The sequence below is a fragment of the Lysinibacillus sp. UBA6686 genome, from assembly GCF_002455205.1.
GTDB classification, from domain to species: Bacteria; Bacillota; Bacilli; order Bacillales_A; family Planococcaceae; genus Lysinibacillus; species Lysinibacillus pakistanensis.
Window position 1 is genome coordinate 61,632 of the sequence record NZ_DKJS01000023.1, and the last position, 20,254, is coordinate 81,885.

Below are 20,254 nucleotides of genomic sequence, written 5' to 3' on the forward strand. Positions count from 1 at the left end.
TTTAGTTTTTCAACACTATGAGGAGCCTAAAATATTATGCTCCTCATGATATGTATTAAATGTATGTACTATTAGTTTATTATGCGTAATTGCACGTCATGTCTGCCATATTGAACAGAAATCTCTTCAGATTCCACGAGTATATCAAGTCGATGCCCTTTGATTGCACCACCTTTATCAGCAGCAATGGCCTTAAATCTTTCATTAGGTGTTTTAATTTCAACAATAGTTCCTAATGGGATAATGGTAGGGTCCACAGCAACAATTCGTAGCTCCTTAAAATAGATGGTCCTCTGTACATTAATCCCTGTAGCAGTAATGCCGCTACATCCCCTACAATCTCTACCGTAATAAGTAGCGTGAAATTTTAACCATTTTTGCTCTTGTAAACTATTATTGTTTAGCTTTAGTCGCTCTTTTCGAACTTCCTGTTCCCGTTTTATTCGATTTTGCTCTAGTTGCCTTTGATGATTTTCCTGTCTGATCCTTTCAGCTTCCCTTTGAATCATTTCAAATGCATGCCCATGATTGCTTTTTGGTGTATTTTGAAGAATTGTTTCCAAGTCTAATTTCTTATCTATTTCGCCTTGGCGTAATTTCGTCCGGATTTTGAATTGTACTTGCACAATTCCTTCCTTTGAAAATCCGTGACATCCGCCGGAGACTTTATCTTCATTCAGTAGGCGTTTGGACACCCACTGAAAAGGAACCAAGACAGCATTCATCTCACCACCAAGGTGGGAGTCTTCTTCTGAATGAAGATAAACGATATCTTCTCCGGTTTGTTCTAACATAAAAAATGATAGGAGGAAGCTAAAGCATACTATCAAAACAACTTTATATACATTCATAAGATCTCCAACTATATTTTTAATTATTGAATATGTATTTTTCATATTTACTAAGTATGTATAATTTCTCAAATCTCTAGTGCATTCATTTTCTCTAAAAATGACTCAATAATTCTTATCGCTTCCCACTCCAGATAATCCATTTCCTTTGCAATCGTTAAATTCAAATCCCCCATCTCCTTATAAGCTAATGCCATCGCAAGACAATCAACCTTGAAACCCTTTGTATGTTCATTCTTTACAGTACTCATTTAACTCATTCCCTTCATTAAATGATGCATAGTATGATAAACTATGTTGTTTTTTTATTGATTGCTAACAAAAGGTCATCTAGCTGCCTAAGCTTTGATTCACTATCTGACTCAGTAGCTAATAGAGCTTGATCACGCTTCGATTGTAATTCCATAAATGTTAATTCAATTAATCTAATAGAATCCATCAATTCCAATTGAAGCTTTTTACACTTATTGATACATTCCTTTACATTTGTTTCATTTTCGAATACTTTTCCTTGATTGATCATACTAAAAACTTCCCCAAAATCTTTCATTACCTGTTTCATCTCCGTTAAAATTATTTTCTCCATATTTATCTCTCCTTTGTATTTTTTAATTAATTTATCTAAATAGTTTTAGCAAAAGGCTCTATGCGTAGTTATGAATTATTTTTTGAATGACTTTTTCCTTATAGTTTGTCAACTTACAATTTTTCATCTTACTGATGGAAACAATTGCAAGAGCTTCTGCCTCTAACATGCTAATTCTTCCCCTCGATTGCTCGACAATCTCAGATGCTAATTCTTTCATTAAATGCTTGTCCAAGCGTAACACCTCATTTTTTAGATTTCTCCCAACGTTGCTCTTTATAACCTTTCGAGAATTTTATAGGCAGGGTAGTGTTTATCTAAATATTCTTTAAGACTTCTCAAAGATGTGATCGTTTTATCAATAATAGATTTTCGTCGTATTCCATTGTATAAATAAATAATATTTTGAAATTCGACAACATAATAAATATTTTCCTGATCTGCATCTAATTGCACTAAGCTGTCAAAATGGATTTCCCAATTGGGTGATTTTTTATAAATAAATTTTTTATCCCCTATCTCCTTTATTAATTGATCCTCCTCCTCCGTTTGTTTATCCATCAGTATTAAACTAGTTACTGAACTATCCATACATTGGCATTCGAGAGCATGTCCTCCTTCATCGTTTAAAATCACATTCGTTATACCGCCGTAGAAATCTCTCATTAGCTCTTTGGAGATATCTCGATCATTGTAAAGCACTAATTCTATTACTGCCGTTGTTTCTCTTACATTCATTTACATCCCCCTTTAAAATTGTGCGGACCGACTCCATACAAAATTAGCTTGTTTTCATTCTATCACGAACATCTGTTCGTTTTCAAGTTTATTTTTAGAGAATATTTACAATTATTTAGAATGGATATTCTATGATAAATAAAAAAAACTGGTATTAACCAGTTCTAAACGTCCATTATTATCTGTCCATAATTTGTATTTATAAAATCTAGGTCTATTTTGTGCCGAAGTATAGAAAAACTAACATACTGGTTATTTTTATCCACATACCCAGTATCATATTTACTTGCAACCTTCTCTAATATTTCTTTATTGACGACTTTCACCTCATTCTGGCGAACCAATTCCCAAATATACCACATCATCCCTGATGCCTGAATTGTACTTGCAATTAAATTATGATTATCAAAAATTACTTTCGCTAAATCCAATGCTCTATTGCCAAAGGATGCCCTTAATTGGATATCCTCACTCTTTGCATTTGCCTTCTTAAAAATGTAGGTACTATCGGAAAAATATTTTTGTCCCTGTTTTGGCTTCTTACTTGTAGAGGAAATCTTATCTAATTTTTCTAGCCTCCAATAGAGCTCATCGGAAATTTCAATAACCCTGCTATAGCCCTTATTATTCGTCAGCTTTGCTAAGTATACCCCATTGCTATTTTCTAAATCAGCCATTTTTAAATTTAAGATTTCACTGTAGCCTTCCCCCTTAATTCCCTCAAATAAACAGAGAAGAAATACAGCATGTCTTTGATCATCAAACAGGTTCATATAGCTAAACAATTGCTCTCTAGTATAGCGAATAATGGATGCTTTATAGACAAATGTACTGCAATAGTCCATAGTAATGCTGGTAGGAAGCCGTTGTGAACGATTATTCGTATAGCCATTGGCAATTGCCCATTCTATATATCTGATGATAAAACCAATTGATGCACTTAAAGATTGTGGACTAGGCGATTTCAAGCTGTAAAATAACTCTTCAAGCTCTACCTTATTCATATCAAATATATCTTTATTTTTTTGATTTTCGAGTACGGTTGCTTTATTAAACAATGATAAATAAGTAGTTAAACTGTTTTCTTGGATGTCTAATGAAGTTAAATACCATTCTTTAATATCTTTATTAAAAACATTATCTTTAAGGATCATTTTTTACACCTCATTCTTTTAGTAAATGTTGAAATACTGTTTGAATTTTAGTTCTGCTACGCGCGCTCATGCTGCCATATTTAAGAATTCCAATTTCCTCCCATAATGGATTATCCATTGAAAAATCGATTTTATTGAGATATTGACGTAAATTATCAAACGGAATTGTATGCTCAAACATTCTTGCCGCTAATTCAATATGGCCTATAAACATTCTACTTTTAAACATTAAAGAGTTTTTATCTGATAAATTTGATTTATAATAGGCGAAAAGATACATCATATAATCATTTATCACCTTCGCAACCTCGATGACTTCTAGACGATTCTCTAGTTGGAAGCTATGATCGATGGCATCCGACAATTCCGAGAAAGTAACAACTTCCCCATATGAATATTTAACATTTGAATTGGAGGTAATTCTTCCCTTTAATTCACCATCCGCTTTTAATTCAATCACAACCTCATCCGCTAATTTATCTTTTGCTAGCTCCCGTAATCTCGGTTTAGGAATTGGATTGGCTTTTGCCATATCGACCTGAACTCTTTTACATTGTGCCTCCGTCATATTCGAAAAAATTACGATCATATTCCCTTCCAAATCAACCTTCTTCATATAGGCATTATAGATAGAGAATGTTCGATGCGCACCATCTAAAACATCTATTTGTGTGCCCTCTAATAATGTGAGCGATTTTTCTCTATCATCATAAATTAATTCAACTCCATCTTCCCCGGTACCAACCTTGGCATTATAGCGTAGTGTAGAAGTTATTAAATCACCATCTAAAGTTTGCTTTTCAATCTCGCGCAAAGATTTAGGATTTAAATTCATAACCTCTATTATTTCATTTTTAACTCTCTTCTTTTTTGCCTGTCGCTGAATATTAGGATTATACATGGTAATCCCACTCATCCACAGCTTACCGATGATTGAATTAGGGATGATTGCTGCATATTCATTGTGCCCTGTTTTTATAACGTTCTCGAAAGTATAAGGTAAAGTGATAATTTCTTCGTAAGGTGATTCTTTTATGTACAATCTCAGTTCTTTAATTTCTGAAGGATTGAGCCATTCTTTGATCCAGTCTTGGTCACTATCCGCAAACTTTAAATGAAGCTGTTCACCAAGCAATAGTAATTCCTGTAGCTGTGCCTCTATTAGTTTATTGTGATCATTTATCAGTTCAATAATATTGCCTAAGCTTATGTTATATTTATTAAGCTGTATGGCAATCTCATCTAAAATCCCATTATGCTGCACTAACAGAGGGATTCTAGCTTTTATTTGTTCAACTAATAATTCTTTCGTTTTGCCAACTCTCACCTCTACACGCTCCCTTATTTTTGACTATAGTCAATAGTAGCATAAGCAATTTTAATTTGTAAATTTTTAAATTATTTCATTTAAATTAATTCTCAAAATTTAATAGATAAATTAATTTAAAATATTGATTTATTTTTAAACTGAATTATAATAGGCTAAAGTATAAAAATAAAGGGGGATGTAGCAATGGCATATCAAACTTATAAGGATACAAAGTATAGACAACTTGTGTTATCAGATGTAATCGTTATTAAAGAACTATTAACTTTTAGAGGCTCTATTGATGATACCAGCTTAAATCAAGGGGCATGTGCGACCAATTCATTGAAATTAAACACAGAAGTTATTAGCCTATTTGCCGATTTAGATGAATTAATTAAAAAGTCCTTAAATAAAGAACAAATTAAATTACTTCATTATATTGCTAAAGACTATTCCTACTATACTATAGGTAAAATTTTAGGAATACCTGTTAAAACAGTAGGAAGTAAATTTAACACGATTTGTTTACGAATAAAACAAGAAAACGATCGACAATGGCGCAAAGCTACCTATATTAACAAGTTGCATTTAAAAACAAAAAGCTGTAGTAAATGCAAAGATATCCTCCCTGCGACAGATGAATTTTTTAGTGTCAATAGTAGCAGTAAAGATCTTCTCCATTCACAATGCAAAAAATGTAAAAAATAGACCTGGGCGAAAAAGGTGGATTTTACCCTGCACTAGCCAACCTAATAGGTAGAAGGAGAAATAATATGAAATTACAATTACCTAGTTTAATCATTGAATTGCGAATGGAGCTTCCTATTGAAGACAGAGTCCAATACATACAAACGCTTTTAGAAAAAGAAAAAGTGGTTTACCGAGGGAAAGAGATCACATTAGATGACTATTTCAGCATAACTGCTCAAACCTATCATACTACTATTATTTTAGACATGCTTGCCTATTACATAACAAAAGGATATTTTACTAGGGATGAACTTTTACTAGAACAAGAAAATTTAGCGTATATAAAAGAAGCAAAAAAGCGTCATAAAAGAAGCAGGCAAATTATGAAACTATTAAGAAATCATAATACGTCACATCGTTTACAGGATAATTACGTGCTTTCTCATCATAAGCTGAAAGAGATGGCAAAAGGCTCTAGCAGACATAACACATTTTCAGGTATCTCCTATTTTGAAGCAATTAGCTTTGGGATTGAAGATGCGGAAGAGGATTTTACCTAATAAATGAATTAATATAAAATATGAAATTTTCTAATGGGGCTGTTCAGTTTACAGCCCCATAATGAAGGTTTCATATAATATAGAGGATCAATAAGAAGTAGATCTCATTTGATTAACTTCTATTAATACATGAAAGAAGGTGATGCCGATTGTATGTTTAAACTAATGTAAAAAATACATATTCTATTGTTATTTTCTATATTGAAACCTTCGAAAATAGCACTCTTCTTTAGGAGGATAAAGGAGAATGAAAATCGTAAAAACAATAACTGAATTTTATCACTTATTAGTAAATGATGAGAAGCTCCTCCGTTTACTATACTACATGCCCAAAGATACAGAGGATGATCCTCTCGATCCTTTAAAAATGAATGTCTCACAGTTACCTGAGAAAGATCATATTCTTCAAAATGTACTAGTTATCGGTGATAAAACAAATGATTTAGCGTTGGAAACCAATACTTGTCGAATTTGTTTCTACACAGGTTCACGTATACCTCAAAAAAACTATCTGAAAAGCATCAATCAATTTACAGATAACCCATATTCAAGCACCCAGCAGTATATCTTTGATATCTATACCCCTGCTTCTGCCAACAATATTGATTTTCGATTAGATTGGCTTGGTGAAGTACTAAATGAGGTATTGTTTCAGGAGGACATCGAGGAATTTGGGGATTTAAGATTCCATAGCGGACTCCCAATAACAACTGTTCCAAATGGTTTTGTTGGTTATCGTTGGACCTACATCATGCCTTCTGGCCAACAGCCTATGGGATTTAAATCATGAATATGGTCACTAAAAAGGCGTTTGGCAAACCAATTACATATAAAGGGTTATCGATCTACCCTGTAAAAATGAAGGATGCAGATGAATTTTATGAGGCTGTACAGTGCTTACTTTTACCTAAAAACGACTTTCAGCAGCCAGAAATTATCAGAATGTCTTACTTATTGTTTTTGCTTACGATGGCGCAGAACGAGGATGGCTATATCCTACTTGAAAAATTAATTGCCTTATATCGTCTAGTCTTTAAAACTGAGGACATACAAATTTCAATCAATGAAAAAGGTATGGTCTTGATAACAGTCAATGGCATTTCATTGCATGAACGTGATTTTGATAAGATTAAAACTTTAATTAGTGAGCAAAATCTAATTGATTTAGAGGATGAATTTATTGATCCAGATACAAAAAAGGCCATTCAAGAAGCACGGGCATTTATGGCAAAAAGAAAAACAAAGCAGGCCGACTTAGAGCAGCAAATAATAGCTTACCATTGTAAATCTGGACTCCCCTATCATGAAATTGAACAATTAACGCTTTACCAATTCCATAAAGGATTAATTCGAATGGACTATATGGTAAGCAGTGATGCCATTCTCAACGCTCGATACTCAGGCATGGTTGAATTTAAAAATGAGCATGAGCTTCCTCATTGGCTAAGTCATATCGAGGAGCCAAAGAAAAATGAGGATGTTATTATCACAAAATCAGCATTTGATCAACAAATGAAAAAACTGGGGCTTGCCTCTAGTTAAAATAAAAAACAATTACAAAAAGGACGGTAATCTTTTATGACACAACAAAATCAATTTTTAACTTCAGTAGCAAATGTTCGTTTATTCGATCGCTTAACAGATGAATTAATTTTAAATGGTAAGACACTACTAAATTCATCTATGACACAGGCTATTCAAACTCAGGCCATTCATGCTGGAAAAGGCTCTAAAAAGGTATATGAACTGAACTATCAAAAGGAACTAACATTCTCTATTGAAGATGCTGCTTTCGATACGGCATATATCGCCTTACAAAACGGTACAGAAATCAACCACCAACTGGCTGAGTACTACACTGACGAAATTATTTTACTTGATGCCAATGGTAAAGGAACGCTTGCCGAAACACCAATTGGTCAGGTTCATGTTGAGCAGCTTAACGGCACATTTACACAATATACGCCTGCTGGCAAAGAGATTACGGTTCCTGCACTAGCAGGTAAGGAAGTACAGGTGGTCTATGCTGTTCAGGAGATGATGGATACAATTGAAATCTCTGCTGATTCCTTCCCTAAGGCTGTACGTATGGAATTAAATGTAGATATCCGTTCGAATAATGGTAAAACAGGTGAAGTTATTATTGAAGTGCCAAACTTCAAGCCGAATGGTGCCGTTGAAATTTCAATGACACACGAGGGTGTAGCATCTTCTTCTCTAGCAGGGAGCTCACTTGCAGATAAAAAAGGAAACTATGCATATATTAAGCTTCGAAATTTATCTGAGGAAAAAGTACAATTTACTGCTCTAGCTGCAAATCCATCACGTCTAGTTCTAGATTCTGCGGTTGCCGGTGATTCTCAACGTATTTCAGTATTAGGTATTCGTGGTGCAGGCTATAGCAATGTACTTTTACAAAATAGTGATTTAACGTGGACATCAAAAGCCCAAGCAATTGCAAGTGTTAATGCAGATGGTGTCGTAACGTTAGGTGCCTCCGCAAAAGCAAATGATCAAACAATGATTGAAGTAACCGATGGAACATTAGTTGAAACTATTGCCGTAGATGTTATTTAAATAAATTAATGTAAAATGGGTAGAGATTAAATTCTCTACCCTTTCTATTGAACATAAAAGGAGCTTAAAAAATGACAAAACGTGAAACAAAATTAACGTTAGCGGATATTCAAAAAAGTGCTGATGCCATTAATAAGAAGCAAAAGTTTTATATCGATAAAGAACAAGGAAAGTTCATCTATTACTATCCAAAGTTTAGTAAACGTAAAATTACGATATTGATCAATGATTTAGCGAACTCGCTGGAATATGCTCAGCAGCATAAACTTGAATATTTTGAAAATGATTATGAGTTAAATAATTATATCTTCTTTTTAATCATTAAGCATTTTACGGATTTACAAAGTGAATTAAAGGATAAACCCATTGAAACACATTTTGCCACAATGAATTATCTCGTGGATATTGGCTGGTACGACATATTTTTAACAAAAATGTTCACCATGCAGGAAATCTCCAATGCATTAGAGGAAATTAATAAACGATTGCACTTAAGCATTAAATTTTTAGAAATGGAAAAAGAGTACTTCAATATTTTACAAGCAACTGCTGCTAAGGACACCGAAGGAACTTCAGATGAATTTTAGCCTCTGCCCATAAATAGTTAAAATTTTGAACTACTCCCCTACCTTCTTTGGGTGGGTATTTGAATATTTTAGGATATTTACTGTTTTATACAACTATAAAGAAAGATGAATCGATCACTGCCTTGTATTGATCGGTTATCTAAAATTAGGAGGGAAAATCGATTGAGTACTGGTGGTGGACAAACAAAACCAATAGAGCTATTAGCTGCTCTAGGTATCAATGACGATATTTCAAAAAAAAATATACAGACCTACATCAAAAGATTAAAAAACATACCTGCTATTAAAATGAACTTAGATGTAAAAGGTCCCAACACTCAAATATTATTAGAGTTTGAAAAACAATTACAAGCCCTGGAGCAACAACTACAGAGCGTTAACCAAAAATATCAAGAAATCGGAAGTGGCGCAACCCCTTCCCTCTCATTTTTCGACGAATTGAAGAAGCAGATCACCCACTCTGTGAAATCAATTAACACACTATCTCAAGCATTTGGTGATGCCAACATCAATGTCAGCAAATTTTACAAGCAGCTAGCAAAAACCCCGGCTGGTGACCTACGAACATTAGAAAATATTGTATCTAAACTAAAAACTGAAGTAGAAACTATCAGCTTTAATCATATTCAATTCGGAGGCATTCAAGAAACACTTGCAAATCTACAAGCCTTAGAATCCAATTTATATTCGATATATGAATTGAATAAGGCCTATGCAGATACAGCCGATTTCGAACAACTAACTTCCCAGATAACAGATTTAAACACCCAGCTATCCAATATTCAGCTTGGTGAAGGCTTAAACATAGCAGGATTATCAGACATCCCACAACAACTAGAAAAGATTAACAAAGGTATCGAGGCCTTTGGAAAAAATACAGCCGCTGCGGCTCAAAGTGCTAATGTGTCAATATCTACTATAACGAGTTGGATGGGTCAAGTATCCACATTTAAAACATTTGCAGAAGAAGTTAGCGGTACAACTTTATCTCCTAAGGCAATTAGAGGATTTAATATAGCTGGAATTCTCATAAGTATTGGTGAATTTGCGTTAAATAAGTATTCAGAATATAAAGAAAAAGAAAAACAAAAACTTGAGGAATTAAAAGCTGAAGACCAAGAAATATTGAAATCCTATAGTTCAAATGCAAATGAAATCAATAGTCAAGTAGATAGATATACTCAATTAGAGAAATCCATGGCATTAGGAAATGCTGATCCTACTGTTCTTGCAGAATATCAGGATATTTCTAATCGACTGGGTGAACTTTTACCTCATATGGTTGCCCATGAAGATGAATATGGTAATAAAATAATTGGTTCTTCAGAGGCTCTGAAAGTAAAAATCGAACTTCTGAAAGAACAGCAGGCTTTAGAAACGCAAATTGCTGGCGAAGCTACCAAAGAAAAACGCAATGAAGATATAAAAACCCGAAAAGGTGCTATTTCTGACTTAGAGGATGAGTATGACAGTAAACTAAATGATGCTGCAAAGGATCTAAGAAAAAAAGCTAAAAATTTGCCAACAAAAGAAATGTTTTATGGTTATAATCATAAACCAATGTTAGATTCTCCAGAAGATTTTGACGATAAAATAAAGAAATTTAATAAACTTCAATCTGCTGCTGAGAAAAGTGGCAATAAAAAACTTGCAGATGATTACAAAGAACTAAGCGATGCTCTCAAGTATCATAAAGAAGAAATTATTAAAACCGAATCCGAGCTTAATCAAAATGTTTTAGCTCAAAAAAATGACTATATATCAAATATTGCTGATGTTATCAATGAAAACGATAAATTAACAGACAGTGTTAAAAACAATGCTGAAGGTTTTGCTGCTCAATTAATTGCCGCTGCAAATACATCCGATTTAGATACTTTGCAAGAATCATTAACATCATTATTTTCAAACGAAGACGCCTCTACATTAATTAATGACGTTATAGGTTCCTTTCAAAATATGGAAAATGCTACATCTGAAACGTTTAACTCAATGGCAAGTCAAACTCACGATAAAATAGAGAATATATCTGATGACCTATTAAAGCTTGGTTTAAGCGAAGAAGAAGTAAATAGTATTATGGGTTCGTTGGAAAAACGATTTACTGATACAACTCGAACTCAAAGAGAACTGTCCAATGAAATGAAAGTTAATAACTTAACATTCGCTGAAGCAAAAGACAAAGTTCTTGGTTACAACGAAGAAGTAGAAAAATTAACAACCATTTATGAACAACAAGCAGGTGTATCACAGAAAAAAGTAAATGATACTTCGGATTTATTATTCCAATATGAATCATTAACAAATCAGTTAAATGGTTATACTGAAGAAGAAATTCGTAACCTTAACCAAAAAGGTAATTTATCAGCTGAAGAGCAGAGTCTAATAGATAAATTGAATTCAAAAGATTTGATTATGAGTAGTTTAAATAAACTCTACCCTTCTCTTCTTGACCAAGATGGTAAAGCTATAACCTTAAGTGAAGAAAAAATTAATGCCATTCAAGCTGAAAATCATGCAAATGAAACATTATTAAAAGCATACCAATTGGTTCGTGATGGAAAATTAAGTGTTGAACAACAGATGACAGTGGATGCTGCCAAAGCGGCTAAAGATCGAATTGAGGTTAAAAAAAGTGAAATTCAATCTTTAATGGCCGTTAATTTATCATTACAGAAATTTATTGATAAACAAGATAAAGGTTCTGAGATGACCAATGAAGAAGGTCTTGCAGCATCGCGAGCTTCTATGGTTCAAGCTGCTAATAATGACAAAATTGAGGAAAAAACAAATGAGTTAAATTCCTTCCAAAAAATCTTAGATAGTAATATATCCTCAATTGATAAATTTATTTCTGCCAAAGGTTCATCACAAAAGGCATTCAATGCTGCCAATAAAACAGCGAAAGAATCCAACAAAACAACAAAAGATTCCATCTATATCACAGACACATTTAAAAAATCTTTAGAAAAGCTCAATTCCGAAATTGAAAATCAAGTAAAAGTTCAATCTAATTTCCCAAAGCATTCTGATGAATATCGAAATTCACTGCAGGCTCAGCTTAAGCTTGAAAGGGAAAAGTTAAATTTACTTGAAAGCCAAGAAAAATCTCTTAAATCTCAAATTTCTTCCGGAAAAATTAATAAGACTGGAACGGTTTCAAATGCTTCCACATCTACTACATCTCAAAAGCTAAGTGGTTGGTCAGGTAAAATATCAAGTAACTTTGGAAATAGAATGTTAAACGGTGAATTAGATAATCATCGTGGCATAGATATTGCTATGTCTCGAGGAACTAAGGTAGACGCAAATATTAGTGGTAAAGTAATTGCCAGTGGTCGAGCAGAAGATAATGACTACGATTCAACCTATGGTAATATCGTTGTTATTCAAGATGCAAATAATTTAAAACATATTTACGCTCATTTAGATAAAGCAGTTGCTAAATTGGGTTCAACAATTGAAGTAGGACAGCAAATAGGAACTGTTGGCTCAACTGGTAAAACCACTGGTCCACATTTACATTATGAAATTAATAAAAATGGAAATGTACCGATCAACCCCATTGATTACTTAAACAATGCAAAATCAGGCTCTGTAAGTTCTACAAATTATACTGCTATTGACACATCACAGCAGGCTATTGATCAAGCTATTTCCGAATTAAATTCCCTATCAAATAATATTGTTCAACAGAAAGTAAACATTACAGATTTAGAAAAAAGAGTTCTTGATACATATTTAGAGAAATTTGATCGTAAACGTTCTGTTATCGATGCTAATCTATCTCATGAAGAAGAAAAGATAAAATTAGTAGATAAATCATCTGACAGATACACTAAAACATTGGATTTGCAAACAAAGTATTTGGAGCAAAAACAAGCAGTCAATCAGCAGGAGCTAGAATTTTTAGAAAAGATAACTACTACAAAAGGTTTAAATAGTCAAACTGTAGAAGAATATTCAAATCGAATGCTCGAACTCAAAACTGAAATGCATTCTGTTAATTCAGCATTAGGTGAGATGTCTCTGGCTTATTTAGATGTATACGAAGCTCAGCGCAAAACCGAGGACTCCAAAATCGAACTTGAAAGCTCCAAGCTGAAAGAACTAGATTCTAATTCCAATGCTTACATTCAAACTCTTCAATCGATTACTTCTCATATGGAGAAGAAGCAAGCTATTAATAAAAATGAATTAAAGTATTTAGAAGCTCAAATAAAATCTGGTAAATATTCAGGAGAAATTCTAGAGCAATTAAAAGACAAATATGCTGCATTAACTGTTCAAATTCAAGATTTATCAGTTGAATTACGTCATAGGAATTATGAGATTATCATTAATCTTCAAACAAGATTCGATGAAAAAATTAAGGAAAAAGAGTTCAAACTGCAACAAAGCAAAATCATTCAGTCCATGTATGAAACTGTGAGCGATTCAATGACTGAAAACGAAGCAAAAGTTAAAGAATTAGAGCGCTCTGGTGATGTACTAAAGGAGCTAAACTCCCAGGTTTCTTTATTGAATGGATTAAGTGAAGACATTAATAACCAAATAATAATTACTCAAAATCAATTAAGAAGTGTAGAGTTGAATCCTGATGATATTAAAGCTTTAAAAGAAGATCTTCAAAATTATAATTTAGAACTAAAAAATAAGAAATCGGAAATACTTAAAACAGAAACACAAATAGAATCTAAAATTATTAAACAAAAAAAAGACTTGGCAGAAACACTCATCAAGGCCTATAAAGATTACATTCAGGAACAAAAAGATGCCGTTATTCGCCAATATGAATTTGAAACTGAAGCTGAAAATAAGCGTCATGAAAATATCATGAAAAATATTGACGATGAGAGAAATAAATTTCGAGAAGCTATAGAAGAACGACTTCGATTAATTGATCGACAAGAAGCTGAACGGGATTACTCTATGGATATTGACAAATTAGAGAAAGAGAAAAATGATATTCAACGTCAAATTGCGCTCCTCTCTCTTGATGATAGTCATGAGGCAAAGTCTAAACGTAAAAAACTTGAAGAGCAACTCTTCAACATTGAAGAGGACATTCAAGAAAAACGTCATGATCGAGATATAGAACTACAGAAGCAAAGTCTAAATGATCTTCTTGAAATGAAAGACAAAGAGATAGATGGTAAATCTAAAGTTGAAGATGACTATCATAATCAAGAATTGAAACGTATAGATGACCTAAAGAGTTATTGGGAACAACATTACAATGATTTATTAAACGATGAACGAAAGTTTGCACAAATACGAGAAGATATTGTTAGTGGTAACTTCGAAAATATCCGTTTAGAATTCGGTGGTTTCATAGACTGGCTAGAGATGACCATGCCAGAATTAGGAAACAATTTAGATGGAACTATGAAAGCAGTTGGTCTAACTATCCGTCAAAACATTATTGATACACTAAAAGAAGCTATGAACCTTATGACGCTTGTACAGAATTCTTCTATTCCTACAGGTATTTATGGTTCTTCTGCTGACAACGATTCTTCGTATCAAAATTCTATTAAAAATAGTAAACTCAGTCTTGGAGATATGCAGGTTTTACTAGGAAAATATCTAACTGATAATTTAGCACTGCAAGTTGATAATCCCATAAGAGCTGCTAATATTCGGGAAAAAGCTCATACACTAGCCTCACAAGGTCGGGAAAATGGTTCTGAATTTAAAGCTACAGATTCATTTGATAGTATAATTAATAGCTTATCTAAGTCCGATTTAACAGCATTCAGTGAATTTTTAAAAAGCAATGCTACTGTTGTTATGACACCTGAATATCAAAGAAAGATTATAGATTTATCAAATCGATTATATTTAGCTGGGATGAATTATTCACCAGATGAACTTCCTCAAAATACAAATTCAACTTCACAAATTAGACATTTATCTGATGCTGACTTTAAAGTAATTATGGGGAAATATATGACAGATGTATTAGCTAGCAATGCAACTCCTGTCAGAGCTGCTAATATTCGGGAAAAAGCTCATACGATAGCAAAAGCAGGACGCAGAGAAAACTCTTCTATTGAAACAAATTCTAGTTACAATACTGAGATAAGTAAATTAAGTAATGAAGATTTGGTACGTTTAAGTAACTTTGTCATGAAAAATTATACTATTTTTGATAGTACAGAAATGCAAAATGAATTAAAAAATTGGGCAAAATTACTATTAGGAAATAAAGCCTCTGCTTTACATGGAGGGATGACAAAATGGAGTGGGAATGGTATTGATGGTAAAGGAGGCAAAGAAGTAATTGTTCATCCTAATGAATTAATCAACTCCCCTATTGATACAAAGCGCCTATTAGATATGGCAAATATAATGGAACGAGCCGCAAACTTCTTCACACCAATGATACATACTATTAGTAATCCTACAAGCTTAATTAGTAATGTAGCTAGTATGGGGGGTGATACATATGAATTCAATTTTGATATTGGTGAAATGATCGCCAATAAAACAACGGCTAATAATTTTGCAAAAGATATTTGGAATGATTTAAGAGTTAAGAAAGGAGTGAAATAATGCTCGAAAACACTAGCTTTACTTTCAATGGGATATCCTCTGAGGATATGGGAGTAATGATGATTAATCCAAGCAGTGGACTTTACGAAGAGACATTCCTTCCTTCAAGGAATATAATTGATACGTCTGTTTTTAAAGGAAAAAAGCGTTACTTTAAGGGAGTGGAGATTGAGCCACTCTCTTTTTCTATGGCTATTTGGATTAAAGACTGGAGAGATAGAAATAATATTCGAGCTATTGCAAGATGGTTATGGACGGATTTCTATTGCCCCCTTTGGTTTAATAATGAACCTGAGAAAATCTATTATGCAATGTTGACAGGCGAACCCAAGCTTATTCATAACGGATTGAGGGAAGGTTTTATTGAATTAACCTTTAGATGTAAAGATGCCTACCGCTACTCCCCTAAGAAAACATATGATTTTCATGTGGATGGTGAAGAAATTTGGAGTTTTTTCAATGAAGGCGATGCAACCATTCGACCTTTTTTAAAAATAACACAAATTGGAGATAAGATTCCGATTATTATTCGAAACATCACAGATAATAAGGAATTTATCATTACAAACGTTTTAGCTAATGAAATCGTTACAGTTGACTGTGAAAATGAAATGATTGTGTCCTCTCAAGAATATAATTCTCGTTATTTATATGATTTTCATAATGACTATTGGTTAGATTTTCAGGGGGAGGAAGCGAGAGAATGTAATTCTAATTATGAGATACAGTTCCAAGGGAATTATAAAATTGAATTTAGTGTTGAATACAAATACCTACAGGAAGGAGGTGAATTAACATGGGAGCTATAAGCTATACAAATACGGTAAGTGATCATACTTATCCACTATTAAAACTTTGTAAACCTGACCGTACTGTTATCTCACCATTAAAGGAAATATATGGATTAAGTTTAACTATTCGCCTAGGAGCTATTAACGAAATCAGTTTTACGATTCCTACAAAAATTGAACGACAGCATATTTTAGTAGACAATCCTTTAATTGATCTAATCAAAGATCGCTATTATTTAAAAATGACCTACAACAATCAAGTAGAATATTTCCTTTTTTTAGATAAAAATAAGCAAGTAGGCAACGATGGAAATTCAATTTCTTATACAGCCTATAGCTGTGGTATTGAATTAGCAGACAAAAACATTCGCGACTATGAAGAAACCTCTAAAACTCTATCTGAATATGTAAATTTTTTCTTAGCAGAAACGGAATGGAAGTTAGACTATGTGGATGCTGCATTTAATTTGAAATATCGCTCATTTGATGTAAGTTCTGCCACAGTTTTACAGTGCTTATTTGATATTGCGGAAAGGTTTAATGCATTAATTGTCTGGGATACGAAGAATCGTAAGGTTAATCTTCATCAGCCTAATCATATAGGAATGAATCGCGGTGTTAGGCTAAAAGAGGGCATATTACTTGATTCCCTTTCAGTAGCAACTAAGGCCGAAGATATGGTCACCCGCTTAAAAGCTTACGGTCAGGACGGCTTAGAATTTCGAACGCTCTCCCCTACTGGTTCAAACTACTTAGAGGATTTTAGTTACTTTATGTATCCTTTTGAATGTGACACTAACTACAACGTAATAAAACAATCGGATTATATGTCTAATCAATTATGTATAGCTCTGACAAAATACAAAAGAAAATTACAATCATTCCAGGGTCATTTCGATTCATTAGTAGCACAGAAGAAAACAAAACAAGATGACATTCAGCAAGAAGAACAAGAATTATCTAATTTAGAAACTCAATTAAAAACCTATTTAAATGAACGAGATGTTATCAACTATACCTATCAAGATCAAGCACCTGGTAGAGCTGATTGGTCAAATGTTATTTCCCGCATTAATACTAAACAAAATGAAATTAATAATAAAAATTCGCAGATCGCAACTTTGAACATACAATTAATGAATATTGAGCAGCAGATGTTGGATTTAGGTCTTCAATTAAAAATGGAACATAACTTTTCCCCTGAAGAAATCACAGAATTAAATAAATACATCATTGTCAAAGAACACCACAACGATTCTATTACGGATGAAAAGGATTTATTGGAAGAGGCTAAAGAAATATTTAAAATGCTAAACGAACCACCTATTCATGTCAATGTCGGATTAGAAGGTTATTTAAGCAATCTTCATGAAACCATGTCAATGAAACAAATTGCAATTGGTGACATTATCCGAGTTCAAAATGATGAACTTCGTGTCAGGCTAACATTAAAAATTATAGAAATGCAATTTGATTTTAATAATGACTCTGTCAATTTAACGATTGCTAATGGCAAAGATGTTGTGGATGAGAATGGGAAATTAAAGAAAGTCATTTATGACATCTCCAATACATCTACCACAGTCAATATGGATAAGTACAAATGGAATCAAGGCAAAGATGCAATGGACGGTGTCACACAAATTCTTAATAGTGAATTTGATACGGCTAAAAATATCCTCCTCGGAGGTTATGCAAATTCTACTACAATCAATGAACGAGGACTATACTCCAAGGATTTACAAGATGATAAAACCTACCTTGTAATTAATAACGCCTTAATGGCCATAACTCCTGACGGTGGCAACTCTATAGCTGTGGCGATTTCTAAGCGTGGAGTACACGCAGAGGTAATAGCTGGACGACTACTGTTAGGGAATAAACTACATATCGAAGATGAATTAGGCATAGTCACGATTTATAACGGACTTCAATCCGTTTATGATACAAATGGAAAAATTAAAGTGCATCTTGGCAGGTACCCTCATCCAGACGCCCCTTCCCAATATAAATATGGCTTACGGGTATATGATGGTGCAATTGATATTCGATCATCCTCCAATGCCCATCGAGGCACTCAATTAGATGGAAGCGGCTTTAGAGCTTTTAATAACAACGGTGTACGTACCTTTAATGTCGATGCAACAACAGGTCAAGTTGAAATTATCGGCGATTTAACTATTAAGTCCTCCCCTTCCTCTTATCGTGGTGTAGTGATTACTTCTTCAGGAATTACAGGTTATAACGCTTCTGGTGGCATTACTTTTGAGCTAAATGCTAATTCAGGTAGAATGACATCTCAGGAAAACTTTCTTATTCAGACATCTACTTCTCCAAATCGCGGGGTTAAAATCGACGACTATGGTATTCGTGGATACAATACGAATGGTACAAAAACCTTTGAAATTGATATTTATGGGAATGCTACCTTTAGTGGGAATATCACAGCTTCGAATATTTATGGAACTACGATAAATGGTGGTACTATTTCTGGAACAACTATAAACGGAACCACTATCAATGGTGGTACTATCAATGGTGTGCAAATTAACTCAGCTAATATCAATATTACTGAGAGTGTAATGATTGGTAGCAACTTATCCTTACAGGGTGAAACTTCTACAATTGAATTCACTAACGGTATAAATTGGATTACTTCCAATTCTAATGGATTAATGCTTGGTGCATTGGGTAGTGTTACTATAACAGCACCACATACCTTATATTTAGGTTATTCTGATAGAACTACTATAGATTTTATGGGTGGTAGGTCTGCTAACGGTGAAAACATTAGAGTTGGGTATGCTAAAAACGCTGAGTTCTCAAACTTTGCAACATATTGTCAAACATCTAACAATTCAAATGATTCAAAATATGTACAAGGTCTATATATAGCTTATAACTCTACGTTTGTTTATATACGTGACAGTTCAGGACAAAACGTAGCGCAATTAAAACGAAGTGATGCTTGATGAATTATTTTATTGGATTATTCTTAAAAGTACAGTTAGATATAATTATAAGTGTAAATGATTGTAAAGGAGAATGAATTTAATGAAGAAGTTATTATTAGCAATTACATTAGGTCTAGGTTTGACATTTGCAACAGTTACAGTAGATGCTAAAGAAGTTGATGTTAAACAAACTCAAGTAGAATAAGGTGCACAAATTTCTGTGAAGTATATTGGATTATATAAAGGTGTTCACATCTTTACTAAAATTGGCGGTCAAGAAATTCCAGTATTCCTTTCTAATGAAGAAGTTGAAAAGTCAGGAACTAAACTTGAAACTGATGTAAAATATAGAATTATCTAGAAAGAGAAGCGCAAAATTTTAAATCAATTACAAAATTATAGTGGATGAGTTGCTCTTAATTGAGTAACTCTTTTTTATTTTATTTTTAAAGGAGAATTAGGAAATGCAAATTAAAAATAAAGATATTTCAAATACATATAAAATGCTTTTTGATTTAGAGCTTAAAGGTAAAACATCTAGATTGCGTTCAAGATTTAATCGCTTGTTACATGATCATTACAACAATACTGTGCAAATTGAAGAAAATGAGTTAAGAAATCAATATGCCATTAAAGATGAAAATAACGAAATTATTATTGATGACAAAGGTAATTTTAAAGTAACAGAAGAGTATTTAAATGAAATGAGTATTTTATTAAATGAAGAATTACATATTGATTTAAATGAAGCAAACAAAGAAATGTTACTCACTGTAGCTAACCTATTCCTAGATGAAGAATTGATGATCGTTTCAGGAGAATTAGCAGAAACATATGATTCAGTTTGTGAACAATTTGAATATGTAATTCAATTTTACGAATCACAAGATTAAAAAATA

General features: G+C 33.1%; 18 protein-coding genes. 11 read left to right on the forward strand and 7 right to left on the reverse strand.

Annotated elements, in window-relative coordinates:
* Positions 1-71 precede the first annotated feature (71 nt).
* The 7 genes from B2R82_RS06125 to B2R82_RS06155 form a co-directional block, all read right to left on the reverse strand.
* Positions 72-794 carry a 3D domain-containing protein gene (locus tag B2R82_RS06125; RefSeq protein ID WP_286924009.1) on the reverse strand — a complete coding sequence of 241 codons (723 nt, stop codon included), beginning with the start codon at positions 792-794 and terminating at the stop codon, positions 72-74.
* A 125-nt stretch (positions 795-919) separates the two neighbouring features.
* Complete coding sequence (locus B2R82_RS06130; protein WP_054771232.1) at positions 920-1,102, reverse strand: hypothetical protein; 183 nt, start codon at positions 1,100-1,102, stop codon at positions 920-922.
* Between the two features lie 41 nt (positions 1,103-1,143).
* Entirely contained in the window at positions 1,144-1,437 is a 294-nt protein-coding gene (locus B2R82_RS06135; RefSeq protein WP_286924010.1) for a hypothetical protein, read from the reverse strand.
* Between the two features lie 58 nt (positions 1,438-1,495).
* On the reverse strand, positions 1,496-1,672 hold the full coding sequence (locus B2R82_RS06140; RefSeq protein WP_286924011.1) for a hypothetical protein: 177 nt from the start codon (positions 1,670-1,672) through the stop codon (positions 1,496-1,498).
* A 41-nt stretch (positions 1,673-1,713) separates the two neighbouring features.
* Entirely contained in the window at positions 1,714-2,175 is a 462-nt protein-coding gene (locus tag B2R82_RS06145) for a hypothetical protein (protein WP_286924012.1), read from the reverse strand.
* 164 nt (positions 2,176-2,339) lie between these two features.
* Positions 2,340-3,329 (reverse strand): hypothetical protein, encoded by a 990-nt coding sequence (locus B2R82_RS06150; protein ID WP_286924013.1) that lies wholly within the window; start codon positions 3,327-3,329, stop codon positions 2,340-2,342.
* A gap of 10 nt (positions 3,330-3,339) precedes the next feature.
* The gene (locus B2R82_RS06155) at positions 3,340-4,656 is read right to left on the reverse strand and encodes a hypothetical protein (protein ID WP_286924014.1); all 1,317 of its coding nucleotides are present in this window, start codon (positions 4,654-4,656) and stop codon (positions 3,340-3,342) included.
* A gap of 186 nt (positions 4,657-4,842) precedes the next feature.
* On the opposite strand from B2R82_RS06155, the gene B2R82_RS06160 reads away from it, so the two are divergent.
* The 11 genes from B2R82_RS06160 (at position 4,843) to B2R82_RS06210 (ending at position 20,248) form a co-directional block, all read left to right on the forward strand.
* The gene (locus B2R82_RS06160) at positions 4,843-5,346 is read left to right on the forward strand and encodes a hypothetical protein (protein WP_286924015.1); all 504 of its coding nucleotides are present in this window, start codon (positions 4,843-4,845) and stop codon (positions 5,344-5,346) included.
* A 65-nt stretch (positions 5,347-5,411) separates the two neighbouring features.
* Positions 5,412-5,888, forward strand: a complete 477-nt coding sequence (locus B2R82_RS06165) for a hypothetical protein (RefSeq protein ID WP_286924016.1) — start codon at positions 5,412-5,414, stop codon at positions 5,886-5,888.
* 247 nt (positions 5,889-6,135) lie between these two features.
* Positions 6,136-6,678 (forward strand): hypothetical protein, encoded by a 543-nt coding sequence (locus tag B2R82_RS06170; RefSeq protein ID WP_286924017.1) that lies wholly within the window; start codon positions 6,136-6,138, stop codon positions 6,676-6,678.
* The gene (locus B2R82_RS06175; RefSeq protein ID WP_286924018.1) at positions 6,675-7,430 is read left to right on the forward strand and encodes a hypothetical protein; all 756 of its coding nucleotides are present in this window, start codon (positions 6,675-6,677) and stop codon (positions 7,428-7,430) included. The genes B2R82_RS06170 and B2R82_RS06175 overlap by 4 nt, the downstream gene beginning before the upstream one ends.
* Positions 7,431-7,466: 36 nt before the next feature.
* Complete coding sequence (locus B2R82_RS06180) at positions 7,467-8,465, forward strand: hypothetical protein (RefSeq protein WP_286924019.1); 999 nt, start codon at positions 7,467-7,469, stop codon at positions 8,463-8,465.
* 71 nt (positions 8,466-8,536) lie between these two features.
* Positions 8,537-9,052: a hypothetical protein gene (locus B2R82_RS06185; protein WP_286924020.1), complete on the forward strand. Its 516-nt coding sequence runs from the start codon at positions 8,537-8,539 to the stop codon at positions 9,050-9,052.
* A 162-nt stretch (positions 9,053-9,214) separates the two neighbouring features.
* The gene (locus B2R82_RS06190; protein WP_286924021.1) at positions 9,215-15,610 is read left to right on the forward strand and encodes a peptidoglycan DD-metalloendopeptidase family protein; all 6,396 of its coding nucleotides are present in this window, start codon (positions 9,215-9,217) and stop codon (positions 15,608-15,610) included.
* Positions 15,610-16,419, forward strand: coding sequence for a distal tail protein Dit (locus B2R82_RS06195; RefSeq protein WP_286924022.1), 810 nt, complete (start codon positions 15,610-15,612; stop codon positions 16,417-16,419). Before B2R82_RS06190 ends, B2R82_RS06195 begins: the two co-directional genes overlap by 1 nt.
* Complete coding sequence (locus B2R82_RS06200; RefSeq protein ID WP_286924023.1) at positions 16,407-19,373, forward strand: phage tail protein; 2,967 nt, start codon at positions 16,407-16,409, stop codon at positions 19,371-19,373. Before B2R82_RS06195 ends, B2R82_RS06200 begins: the two co-directional genes overlap by 13 nt.
* Positions 19,374-19,575: 202 nt before the next feature.
* Positions 19,576-19,716, forward strand: a complete 141-nt coding sequence (locus B2R82_RS06205; RefSeq protein ID WP_286924024.1) for a hypothetical protein — start codon at positions 19,576-19,578, stop codon at positions 19,714-19,716.
* Positions 19,717-19,819: 103 nt separating this feature from the next.
* The gene (locus tag B2R82_RS06210; protein WP_286924025.1) at positions 19,820-20,248 is read left to right on the forward strand and encodes a DUF1617 family protein; all 429 of its coding nucleotides are present in this window, start codon (positions 19,820-19,822) and stop codon (positions 20,246-20,248) included.
* The last annotated feature ends 6 nt before the right edge of the window (positions 20,249-20,254 follow it).

What these genes read in the sequence shown, in the direction of transcription:
- B2R82_RS06125 (WP_286924009.1), bottom strand. Translation starts at nt 794, where the DNA reads ATGTTAGAACAAACCGGAGAAGATATCGTTTATCTTCATTCAGAAGAA.
- B2R82_RS06130 (WP_054771232.1), bottom strand. Translation starts at nt 1,102, where the DNA reads ATGAGTACTGTAAAGAATGAACATACAAAGGGTTTCAAGGTTGATTGT.
- B2R82_RS06135 (WP_286924010.1), bottom strand. Translation starts at nt 1,437, where the DNA reads ATGGAGAAAATAATTTTAACGGAGATGAAACAGGTAATGAAAGATTTT.
- B2R82_RS06145 (WP_286924012.1), bottom strand. Translation starts at nt 2,175, where the DNA reads ATGAATGTAAGAGAAACAACGGCAGTAATAGAATTAGTGCTTTACAAT.
- B2R82_RS06150 (WP_286924013.1), bottom strand. Translation starts at nt 3,329, where the DNA reads ATGATCCTTAAAGATAATGTTTTTAATAAAGATATTAAAGAATGGTAT.
- B2R82_RS06160 (WP_286924015.1), top strand. Translation starts at nt 4,843, where the DNA reads ATGGCATATCAAACTTATAAGGATACAAAGTATAGACAACTTGTGTTA.
- B2R82_RS06165 (WP_286924016.1), top strand. Translation starts at nt 5,412, where the DNA reads ATGAAATTACAATTACCTAGTTTAATCATTGAATTGCGAATGGAGCTT.
- B2R82_RS06170 (WP_286924017.1), top strand. Translation starts at nt 6,136, where the DNA reads ATGAAAATCGTAAAAACAATAACTGAATTTTATCACTTATTAGTAAAT.
- B2R82_RS06175 (WP_286924018.1), top strand. Translation starts at nt 6,675, where the DNA reads ATGAATATGGTCACTAAAAAGGCGTTTGGCAAACCAATTACATATAAA.
- B2R82_RS06180 (WP_286924019.1), top strand. Translation starts at nt 7,467, where the DNA reads ATGACACAACAAAATCAATTTTTAACTTCAGTAGCAAATGTTCGTTTA.
- B2R82_RS06185 (WP_286924020.1), top strand. Translation starts at nt 8,537, where the DNA reads ATGACAAAACGTGAAACAAAATTAACGTTAGCGGATATTCAAAAAAGT.
- B2R82_RS06195 (WP_286924022.1), top strand. Translation starts at nt 15,610, where the DNA reads ATGCTCGAAAACACTAGCTTTACTTTCAATGGGATATCCTCTGAGGAT.
- B2R82_RS06200 (WP_286924023.1), top strand. Translation starts at nt 16,407, where the DNA reads ATGGGAGCTATAAGCTATACAAATACGGTAAGTGATCATACTTATCCA.
- B2R82_RS06210 (WP_286924025.1), top strand. Translation starts at nt 19,820, where the DNA reads ATGCAAATTAAAAATAAAGATATTTCAAATACATATAAAATGCTTTTT.